Annotated in this window: 9 protein-coding genes, 1 tRNA gene and 1 pseudogene; all 11 read left to right on the forward strand. The window is 69.4% G+C overall.

From position 1 onward, the window contains the following. Positions 1-139 precede the first annotated feature (139 nt). A tRNA-Trp gene (locus tag C2142_RS22695) sits at positions 140-212 on the forward strand. Between the two features lie 149 nt (positions 213-361). Further along, positions 362-709, forward strand: coding sequence for a preprotein translocase subunit SecE (gene secE, locus C2142_RS22700; protein WP_148644354.1), 348 nt, complete (start codon positions 362-364; stop codon positions 707-709). 274 nt (positions 710-983) lie between these two features. Then, on the forward strand, positions 984-1,826 hold the full coding sequence (gene nusG, locus C2142_RS22705; RefSeq protein ID WP_241003253.1) for a transcription termination/antitermination protein NusG: 843 nt from the start codon (positions 984-986) through the stop codon (positions 1,824-1,826). A 162-nt stretch (positions 1,827-1,988) separates the two neighbouring features. After that, positions 1,989-2,423 carry a 50S ribosomal protein L11 gene (rplK, locus tag C2142_RS22710; RefSeq protein ID WP_148644356.1) on the forward strand — a complete coding sequence of 145 codons (435 nt, stop codon included), beginning with the start codon at positions 1,989-1,991 and terminating at the stop codon, positions 2,421-2,423. A 76-nt stretch (positions 2,424-2,499) separates the two neighbouring features. Next, positions 2,500-3,222 carry a 50S ribosomal protein L1 gene (rplA, locus tag C2142_RS22715; protein WP_148644357.1) on the forward strand — a complete coding sequence of 241 codons (723 nt, stop codon included), beginning with the start codon at positions 2,500-2,502 and terminating at the stop codon, positions 3,220-3,222. A 194-nt stretch (positions 3,223-3,416) separates the two neighbouring features. Continuing rightward, positions 3,417-4,202 (forward strand): hypothetical protein, encoded by a 786-nt coding sequence (locus C2142_RS22720; protein ID WP_148644358.1) that lies wholly within the window; start codon positions 3,417-3,419, stop codon positions 4,200-4,202. A 98-nt stretch (positions 4,203-4,300) separates the two neighbouring features. Then, positions 4,301-5,122, forward strand: coding sequence for a hypothetical protein (locus tag C2142_RS22725; RefSeq protein ID WP_148644359.1), 822 nt, complete (start codon positions 4,301-4,303; stop codon positions 5,120-5,122). Positions 5,123-5,258: 136 nt separating this feature from the next. Further along, a complete protein-coding gene (locus C2142_RS22730; protein WP_148644360.1) occupies positions 5,259-6,116 on the forward strand; it encodes a hypothetical protein in 858 nt (285 codons plus the stop codon). A 395-nt stretch (positions 6,117-6,511) separates the two neighbouring features. Beyond that, positions 6,512-7,075, forward strand: coding sequence for a 50S ribosomal protein L10 (rplJ, locus tag C2142_RS22735; protein WP_148644361.1), 564 nt, complete (start codon positions 6,512-6,514; stop codon positions 7,073-7,075). Positions 7,076-7,165: 90 nt separating this feature from the next. Next, entirely contained in the window at positions 7,166-7,549 is a 384-nt protein-coding gene (gene rplL, locus C2142_RS22740; RefSeq protein ID WP_148644362.1) for a 50S ribosomal protein L7/L12, read from the forward strand. Between the two features lie 737 nt (positions 7,550-8,286). Then, positions 8,287-10,531: pseudogene (gene rpoB, locus C2142_RS22745) on the forward strand (DNA-directed RNA polymerase subunit beta); the annotation flags it as partial. Between the last annotated feature and the right edge of the window lie 74 nt (positions 10,532-10,605).

Below are 10,605 nucleotides of genomic sequence, written 5' to 3' on the forward strand. Positions count from 1 at the left end.
AGGTTCGACCAAACCCCCCTCGACCACGTACACTCACTGCTCGACGGCCACCGAGAAAGCCAAAGCTTTCACCGCCTGTGCATACAGCGGGGGGAGATGCGGTAGGTTGGTGGTCGCTACAGGAGCCGCGAGGCACCGTAGGGCAATAGCTCAATTGGTAGAGCACCGGTCTCCAAAACCGGCGGTTGGGGGTTCAAGTCCCTCTTGCCCTGCTGCTTGATCCGTATTCAGCCCGTTCGCTCCACAGAGCGAGCGGGCTTGATGCGGAGAGGGCACCGAACAGCACCGCTTTAGCCGACCGCTCGTGCCCGATCGGGTGCGCAGGTGATGCTCGGCAGGACCCGGATTCAGGTGAGGACGAGTGACGGAGACCACGGGCTCCACCGCAACGCCTGAGAGCGGCAACCCCGAGGGTGCCGACGGCGCTGACGAGACCACGCCCGCCGAGGGCGAGTCGCGTCGCGACCGCAAGCGGGCCGGCCGCTCCGGCGACAAGAAGTCCGGCAAGCGGGCCAAGAAGGGCGTCTTCGCCCGGCTCGCCCTGTTCTACCGGCAGATCATCGCCGAGCTGCGCAAGGTCGTCTGGCCCACCCGCAGCGAGCTGGTCAACTACACCACCGTGGTGGTCGTGTTCGTCGTGGTCGTGATGGCCTTCGTGGCCGGTCTCGACTACGGGTTCTCGAAGCTCAGCCTCTGGATCTTCGGCTGACCGAGCCGCCCCACCTTCGAAACAGCTTCCCGACCCGGGCCGATTCATCGGCCCGGGTCGAGCTGTCGGCGCCGGACGTACGCGGCCGCTACCGTTGACTCGGTACTGTTGAAGTCTCCGAGACAGTTGCCGGCGCCCGCGTGAGCGGAGCGGCGCCGGAGCGGCCTTGGAGCGCGCCACCTTCACCATCTCCAGGAAAGAAGCAGCCACCGTGTCTGAGTCCCCCCTGTACGACGCCGACGAGACCGTCCGCGAGGCGGATGTCGCCGCCGAGCTGGACGCGGCCGAGCTGGCTGACGACGTCGAGGCCGCCGAGCAGATCGTGGACGCCGCGGACAGCGACGAGGACGAGGCCGAGGCGTTCGACGAGGCCGAGGCCGGCGAGCCGGCCGAGGAGGCCGCGCTGCACGTGGAGTCCGACGAGGAGCCCGCCGTCGAGGAGGCCGAGGAGGCCGCCGACGAGGTCGAGGTCGAGGACGAGGCTGAGGTCGAGGCCGAGGCCGCCGTCGAGGTCGACCCGGTCGCCAAGTTCCGCGAGGACCTGCGCTTCATGCCGGGCGAGTGGTACGTGATCCACACCTACGCGGGCTACGAGAACCGGGTCAAGCAGAACCTGGAGCAGCGCGCGGTCTCGCTGAACGTCGAGGAGTACATCTTCCAGGCCGAGGTGCCGCAGGAGGAGGTCGTCCAGATCAAGAACGGCGACCGCAAGACCATCCGCCAGAACAAGCTCCCCGGCTACGTCCTGGTGCGCATGGACCTCACCCCGGAGTCCTGGGGCGTCGTGCGCAACACCCCCGGTGTCACCGGCTTCGTCGGCAACGCCTACGACCCGTACCCGCTGACCCTGGACGAGGTCGTCAAGATGCTGGCGCCCGACGTCGAGCGCCAGGCGGCCAAGGAGGCCGGCAAGCCCTCCCCGGTCAAGCCGAGCGAGATCCAGGTCCTCGACTTCGAGGTCGGCGACTCGGTCACCGTCACCGACGGCCCGTTCGCCACCCTGCAGGCGACCATCAACGAGATCAACCCGGACTCGAAGAAGGTCAAGGGCCTGGTCGAGATCTTCGGCCGGGAGACCCCGGTCGAGCTCTCCTTCGACCAGATCCAGAAGAACTAGTACTGAGCTTCGGCTTCGGGGCGGGGCTGCGGCTCCGCCCCGAAGTCGTTTTGGTCCAGCGGCGCATCCGCGTTAGCCTGGTCCGATGTGTGTGCTGGCGGCCGGGTGTCGCCCCGGTCCGGCATGCACCAGCAATCACCTCTCGGAAGGACCCGGAGAGAAATGCCTCCCAAGAAGAAGAAGGTCACGGGGCTTATCAAGCTCCAGATCAACGCCGGCGCGGCCAACCCGGCGCCGCCGGTCGGCCCCGCGCTGGGTCAGCACGGCGTCAACATCATGGAGTTCTGCAAGGCCTACAACGCTGCGACCGAGTCGCAGCGCGGCATGATCGTGCCGGTGGAGATCACGGTCTACGACGACCGTTCCTTCACCTTCATCACGAAGACGCCGCCGGCCGCGCGCCTCATCCTGAAGGCCGCGGGCGTGGACAAGGGTTCGGCCGAGCCGCACAAGACCAAGGTCGCCAAGCTCACGGCCGCCCAGGTCCGCGAGATCGCCACGGTCAAGCTCCCCGACCTGAACGCCAACGACCTGGACGCCGCGTCCAAGATCATCGCCGGCACCGCCCGGTCGATGGGCATCACGGTCGAGGGCTGATCACCCTTCTCGTCCATGTGGTAGGGCCTGCGCGGCCCGTCGATACCACGACTCCATTCCCCACTCAGGAGCAGCAGTGAAGCGCAGCAAGGCTCTGAAGGCCGCGGACGCTCAGGTCGACCGCGACCGCCTCTACGCCCCCCTCGAGGCCATCCGCCTCGCCAAGGCGACCAGCACCTCCAAGTTCGACGGCACCGTCGAGGTCGCCATGCGTCTGGGCGTCGACCCGCGCAAGGCCGACCAGATGGTCCGCAGCACCGTGATCCTCCCGCACGGCACCGGTAAGACCGCTCGGGTCCTGGTCTTCGCGACCGGCGAGCGTGCCGAGGCCGCGCGTGCTGCGGGCGCCGACATCGTCGGTGCCGACGAGCTCATCGACGAGGTCGCCAAGGGCAAGCTGGACTTCGACGCCGTCGTCGCCACCCCGGACCTCATGGGCAAGGTCGGCCGCCTCGGCCGCGTGCTCGGTCCCCGTGGTCTGATGCCGAACCCGAAGACCGGCACCGTCACCCCCGATGTCGCCAAGGCTGTCAACGACATCAAGGGCGGCAAGATCGAGTTCCGCGTCGACAAGCACTCGAACCTGCACTTCATCATCGGTAAGGTCTCCTTCACCGACGAGCAGCTGGTCGAGAACTACGCCGCCGCGCTGGACGAGGTGCTCCGCGCCAAGCCGTCCGCCGCCAAGGGCCGCTACATCAAGAAGACCGCGGTCTCCACCACCATCGGCCCCGGCATCCTGGTGGACCCGAACCGCACCCGCAACCTCCTGGTCGAGGAGGACCCGGCCTCCGTCTGAGCCCCGAGCTCACACCGGTAGCCGCGTCCTGGGCGCAGCAGTAGTCCGTACGACGGGCCCGTCCCCTTCACCGGGGTGCGGGCCCGTCGTCGTGTCCGGATCGAGACCGGGGCAGGGGGAAAGAGGGGTGCGGCGCGTCGTACGCTCAGCCGGTCGGATCATGTGACTTTCTTGTGTGACTGCCGGAGTGTGCCGTGCTGCCCGCCCTTCGCCCCGCCGTCTGGGGGGCAGCCCTGCTGCTGCTCGCCGGTTGTCTCACCGCGTGCAGCCTGATGGCCGTCTCGGGGGACCGCACCCCGGGTGACGGGGCTGCGACCGTCCGGCCGCCCAAGCAGGTGCTGCTCTCGGCCGCGCAGGCCCTGGACGACGTCGGCGGCGCGCAGGTCCAGACCGTCGAGGAGGGTCCCGCCGGGCGGCGCACCGCCTCCGGAACCGTCATCTGGGGCGCCAAGGACGCCGTCGATCTGACCGTCACCGACGAGTCGGGCACCGGCCGGCTCCAGGCCCGGGGCGGCGCGCTCGACCTCGCGTACGGCGGGGCGCCGGCGAAGCGGGCCGAGCGGGCCGACGCCGAGTCGCTGGACCCGCGGGCGCCCGGTGCGGCGTACGCGGGCGGCTGGCTGAGCGGGCTGGTCGCCAATCCGGGCGGCCCGGCGCACGCGATGGCGCTGGCCGGGAAGCTCACCTCGCTCGGCGGCGAGCAGCTGGCCGGCGGCACGGTGGCGCACTACCGGGCCACCGCGCCGGTGGCCGAGTACTTCGGCGCCGACGAGGGGCTCGGCCCCGACCGGCTCGCCGTGGTGCTCGCCTACCAGCGGCAGCAGGGGGTCACGACGATCGGCTACGACTTCTGGGTGGCGCCCGGGAACCGGCTGGTCCGGCTCCGTGCCACGGTCCAGGGCAGCGCCGGAACGGTGGTCACCACGACCGACGTCTCCGAGGCCGCGGCGGCCACGGAGACCCCGGCGGCGACCGGCTGAGTCGTTTCCGAGGGGTGGCCGTTGTCAGGCGGACTTTGACGATCCGTTAGAGTCCGCTGAGTATTACCTGACAATCGGGCCTCACTGGGGGTTTCTTCATGCGTGCTCTGCGCCTCGCTTCCGTCGCCGTCACAGCCGCCGTGCTGGTCGGAGGACTGGCGGCCTGCGGTGACGGCAAGGCGGACACCAAGTCCTCCGAGGACCCGGCCGCCGGCAAGGCCTCCGGCCTCGAACCGAAGGCCGCGCTGGCCGCCTCGGCCGTGGTGATGGAGAAGGCCGCCAACGGCAACGTCGAGCTGGCCCTGCCGGACAACTCCATGACCGGCACCGCCCAGTGGAAGCAGAGAACCGACATCGACGTGGCCGGCAAGGGCAAGGCGTCCACCAAGACCCGGGTGGTCGGCGACGACATCTTCCTCGGCGGCGGCCCCGACGTGACGGCCGCCCTGGCCGGGAAGCACTGGGCGAAGGTCACCCCGCAGGACCCGGGCGTGGGCCCGATGGCGGGCATGTTCCTCACCGTGACCCAGCTGAGCAACCCGGTGCTCCAGCTCACCGTGGCGGCCCAGGCCGGCAAGCCGACCAAGGTCGGGGCGGAGGCCGTCGGCGGGGTCCAGACCACGCACTACCGCGCGGTGGAGGACGTCGCCAAGCTGACCGAGGCGATGACCGCGCTCGGCAGCGAGCAGCGCGCCGCCGTCCAGCAGACCCTCGCGGCGGGCGGCAACACGATGACCGTCGACTTCTGGATCAACGGCACCCAGGAGCTGGTCCAACTCAAGGGCTACAGCAACAAGAACGGCGAGCAGCAGGCCGTCACCGTCAAGTACTCGGGCCTCGGCACCGCGGCCAAGATCGAGGCGCCGGCCTTCGGCGACGTCGGCAAGAGCTCCGACTTCTCCAGGCTCTTCGGCGGCTGAGCCCTCCCCGCCCCCCGGTCCGGTCCGGGCCCGTCGGCCGCTCACCCGGTCGGACGAGGGGGCGCCGCCCGCCGGCCGGGGTCCTGGTGGCAAGGTGGCTCGGAACAGGCGCGTCAGGGACGGAAGGGGAGCGGGCATGGCGGTGCGGCGGCTGGCGGCGGTGGTGGCCGCGACGCTGCTGGCGGGCGGCCTGACGGCGTGCGGCGGGGGCGACGGCTCGCCGTCGGCGCCCACCGGCACGCCGACGCCCACCAGCGCCTCCCCGACCGGCCCGGCCAAGCCGACCGACCGGTCGCCGCACGGCGTCCTGCTCTCCGCCCAGCTGGCCATGCAGACCGCCCGCCGGGCCAAGGTCAGCTACCGGCTCGGGCCGGACGCCGGCTCCGGCCCGATGTTCTGGCTGCCCAAGACCGCCCTCCAGGTCAAACGTTCCACCCCGGCCGAGGCCGAGCAGCTGATCGTCGTGGACACCGTGGCGTACCAGGGCGGCGACGCCGCGACCGCGGCCCGGCTCGGCGGCCGGCACTGGGAGCGGTTCACCGGCACGCCGGGCCCGGACGGCCACCGGGAGATCCCGTACGCCGGGCTGATCGACCTGCTCAACCCGGTCGAGGCGCTGGCCGCCGCGACCGCGGACGGGGTGGAGGCGCAGTTCCTCGGCGAGGAGAAGTTCGAGGACTCGGCGGTCGTGCACTACCGGGTCACCACCGACGCCGAGCGGTACGCCGCCGCGCAGACCCAGCTGAGCCCGGCCCGCCGGGCCGGCCTGCGCGCCGCGCTCGCCCCCGGCGGGTCGGCCTCGCTGACCCTGGACCTCTGGCTCAACGACAAGGACCAGATGGTCAAGCTCCAGCGGACCGGCACCGGGGAGGGCGGCCGGGCCGACGACTCGGTGCTCTACTCCGAGTTCGCCGGCAGCCTCTCGGCCCAGGCCCCGGCCGAGGCGGACACCGTGGACGCGGGCGTCCGCAACGTCTCCCCGCTGGCCCGCTGACCGTCCCGGCCTCCCGCCCCGGCCTCCCGTCGCGCCCCGGCCGTCCCGCCGGTGGGCGGTGATCCTGGGCGATTTGCCCCGGACGGCGGGCTCCGGCTACTGTTGCCGAAGCCAAAGACCGCTGGTTGTCACCATGCGCCCGCAAGGGAGTGTGCGACCGAAGGATCTGCGCTCTCAGCGCAGGCAGCCCGCGCAGGATTGTTTGGAGCTTGGACTTCCGGGTCCCCCGTGTTCGCACGTGGGCCTGTCGAGGTCGTACTGAGCCCCGTGCGCCTGCGCACCGGGGCTCATCTGCTTTTCTGCAGGAGCTTTCCTTCCGTCCGGCGGTCCGAGGTGAGAATGGTCGACTTTTGCGGTCGGCCGGACTTCGACATCACGGAAGGAGGCGTAAGCCTATGGCTAGGCCCGACAAGGCTGCTGCCGTCGCCGAGATCGCGGACAAGTTCCGCGCCTCGAACGCGGCCGTACTGACCGAGTACCGCGGTCTGACGGTGAAGCAGGTCAAGACCCTGCGTCGCTCGCTGGGTGACAACGCCCAGTACGCCGTGGTGAAGAACACGCTGACCAAGATCGCTGCCAACGAGGCCGGGATCACGGAGCTCGACGACCAGTTCAACGGTCCGACGGCTGTCGCCTTCGTCACCGGTGACCCGGTGGAGTCGGCGAAGGCTCTGCGTGACTTCGCCAAGGAGAACCCCGCTCTCGTCATCAAGGGCGGTGTCCTTGACGGCAAGGCGCTGTCCGCCGATGACATCAAGAAGCTCGCGGACCTCGAGTCCCGCGAGGTGCTGCTCGCCAAGCTGGCCGGCGCCCTGAAGGCCAAGCAGTCCCAGGCTGCTGCGCTCTTCCAGGCCCTGCCGTCGAAGCTCGTCCGCACTGTGGACGCGCTGCGCGACAAGGTCGAGCAGGGCGGTGCCGGTACGCCGGCTCCCGCCGCCGAGGACGAGGCCGCCGAGTAATTCGGCAGGCTCACGCCTCGCTGCGGGCCCGTACGCCCGCCAACCCGTACATACGGCACCACCTGCCGAATTAGTGGAAGGACGCCAATCATGGCGAAGCTGACCCAGGACGAGCTGCTCGCGCAGTTCGAGGAGCTCACCCTCATCGAGCTCGCTGCCTTCGTGAAGGCCTTCGAGGAGAAGTTCGACGTCACCGCTGCCGCTCCGGTCGCCGTTGCCGCCGCCGGCGTTGCCGGCCCGACCGCCGAGGCCGCTGAGGAGCAGGACGAGTTCGACGTCATCCTCGACGGTGCCGGCGACAAGAAGATCCAGGTCATCAAGGAGGTGCGCACCCTGACCTCCCTCGGCCTGAAGGAGGCCAAGGACCTCGTTGACACCGCTGGTGCCAAGGTCCTGGAGAAGGTTGCCAAGGACGTTGCCGAGAAGGCCAAGGCTGCCCTCGAGGCCGCTGGCGCCAAGGTCACCGTCAAGTGACTTTTCCCCGGCCCTAGCGGCCGGGAGGTGCCCCCCAGCCCCTCTGCGGGCTGAGGACGCCTGGGCCGGGCCGATCACCCTCACGGGTGGTCGGCCCGGCCTTTTCGCGTTCCCGGCCCCGGCGGGCCCGGCGGCGGGGAACCACCGGTGTGGCCGAGAGCGCACTCGGCAGTGTCGGTGCGGGCGGGTATGGTGATCGCTGTCATCGAGAGTGGCCCTCACCACGGCTTCTGTAACGCCGGGCGGGTTCGCAGCGATGGAAGGGTCGAGGTCCGTGCCGGAGGCGGGCCCTTGACGAACCAGGCGCGGCGCGCGATTCTCAAGGCGCGAGTCCGCCCGGTTGGTTTGCTGCTGGATGCATAACCAGCACCTCCGGCGGGAAGTGACTCCAGGTGAGTCGTGAAGGCCCGGGAGTGCCCGGGCCGGTGCAGTACCCGGAGGGCGTCCGCGCCCGCCGGCTACCGGGAGGAGTCTCCGATTCGGTTTCCGAATCAGAGCTGGACAGCAGTGTGCCGTTTGGCTACACTGTCCCTTTGCGCTGCCTGTTAGCTGCTCCGTGACTCGTCGCCCGGAGTTTGCGTTGCCCTGAAGGGGTCTGGCACCGCCTCCGCAAAACGGCTCTGACCTCGGGTTTTCACCCCCGGCAGAGGCAAGTGGCGAGGGAGGTGGGACCAAGCCTTTCCAGGCCCGGCCGGTACGCGCGCAGTGAGCTCCGAGCCCTCGGAAGGACCCCCCTCTTGGCCGCGCCGCGCAACGCCTCGAACAATTCCGCCGCATCCACCGCCCCGCTCCGCGTCTCCTTCGCGAAGATCAAGGAGCCCCTCGAGGTCCCGAACCTCCTGGCCCTGCAGACCGAGAGCTTTGACTGGCTGCTCGGCAACGCGGCCTGGAAGTCCCGGGTCGAGGCGGCCCTGGAGAGTGGTCAGGACGTCCCCACGAAGTCCGGTCTGGAGGAGATCTTCGAAGAGATCTCCCCGATCGAGGACTTCAGCGGGTCGATGTCGCTGACCTTCCGCGACCACCGTTTCGAGCCGCCGAAGAACTCCATTGACGAGTGCAAGGACCGCGACTTCACGTTCGCGGCTCCGCTCTTCGTCACGGCCGAGTTCACCAACAACGAGACCGGTGAGATCAAGTCTCAGACGGTCTTCATGGGCGACTTCCCGCTCATGACCCACAAGGGCACGTTCGTGATCAACGGCACCGAGCGTGTCGTCGTCTCGCAGCTGGTCCGCTCCCCGGGTGTGTACTTCGACTCCACCCTGGACAAGGTGTCCGACAAGGACATCTACTCCTGCAAGGTCATCCCCTCGCGTGGTGCCTGGCTGGAGATGGAGATCGACAAGCGCGACATGGTCGGCGTCCGCATCGACCGCAAGCGCAAGCAGTCCGTCACCGTGCTGCTCAAGGCGCTCGGCTGGACCAACGAGATGATTCTCGAGGAGTTCGGCGAGTACGAGTCGATGCGCGCCACCCTGGAGAAGGACCACACCCAGGGCCAGGACGACGCGCTGCTGGACATCTACCGCAAGCTGCGCCCGGGCGAGCCGCCCACGCGCGAGGCCGCGCAGACGCTTCTGGAGAACCTCTACTTCAACCCGAAGCGCTACGACCTCGCGAAGGTCGGCCGTTACAAGGTCAACCGCAAGCTGGGCAACGCCGAGTCGCTGGACTCCGGCGTGCTCACCGAGCCCGACATCATCGGTGCGATCAAGTACCTGGTGAAGCTGCACGCGGGCGAGACCGAGTGGCGTGACGACGAGGGCCGCGACATCGTGGTCGAGGTCGACGACATCGACCACTTCGGCAACCGCCGCCTGCGCAACGTCGGCGAGCTCATCCAGAACCAGGTCCGTACGGGTCTCGCCCGTATGGAGCGCGTCGTGCGCGAGCGCATGACCACCCAGGACGTCGAGGCGATCACGCCGCAGACCCTGATCAACATCCGGCCGGTCGTCGCCTCCATCAAGGAGTTCTTCGGCACCAGCCAGCCAGTTCATGGACCAGACGAACCCGCTGTCGGGCCTGACCCACAAGCGTCGTCTGTCCGCGCTCGGCCCCGGCGGTCTCTCCCGTGAGCGCGCCGGCTTCGAGGTCCGTGACGTGCACCCCTCGCACTACGGCCGCATGTGTCCGATCGAGACCCCCGAAGGCCCGAACATCGGTCTGATCGGGTCGCTGGCCTCGTACGGCCGGGTCAACGCCTTCGGCTTCATCGAGACCCCGTACCGCAAGGTCGTCGACGGTGTGGTCACCGAGAAGGTGGACTACCTGACCGCCGACGAGGAGGACCGCTACGTCATCGCCCAGGCGAACGCGCCGCTGACCGCGGACCTGCACTTCGCCGAGCCGCGCGTCCTGGTCCGCCGCCGTGGTGGCGAGATCGACTACATCCCCGGCACCGAGATCGACTACATGGACGTCTCGCCGCGCCAGATGGTGTCGGTCGCGACCGCCATGATCCCGTTCCTCGAGCACGACGACGCCAACCGCGCGCTCATGGGCTCGAACATGATGCGCCAGGCGGTGCCGCTGCTGAAGAGCGAGGCTCCGCTGGTCGGCACCGGCATGGAGTACCGCTGCGCCGTCGACGCCGCGGACGTCATCACCGCCGAGAAGGCCGGTGTCGTCCAGGAGGTCTCGGCCGACTACGTCACCGTGGCCAACGACGACGGCACGTACACCACGTACCGCGCCGCCAAGTTCACCCGCTCGAACCAGGGCACCGCCTTCAACCAGAAGGTGCTCGTGGACGAGGGCGCCCGGGTCGAGGCCGGCCAGGTGCTGGCCGACGGCCCGTGCACCGACGAGGGCGAGATGGCCCTCGGCAAGAACCTGCTCGTGGCGTTCATGTCGTGGGAGGGTCACAACTACGAGGACGCGATCATCCTGTCGAAGCGCCTCGTCCAGGACGACGTCCTCTCCTCGATCCACATCGAGGAGCACGAGGTCGACGCCCGTGACACCAAGCTCGGCCCCGAGCTTGGTGTCACGGGCGTCGACCTCGTGCTCCTCGATGTGGATCGAGGAGAGGACGTCGTCCTGGACGAGGCGCT

Source organism: Streptomyces sp. CB01881 (genome assembly GCF_002953255.1).
GTDB lineage: Bacteria > Actinomycetota > Actinomycetes > Streptomycetales > Streptomycetaceae > Kitasatospora.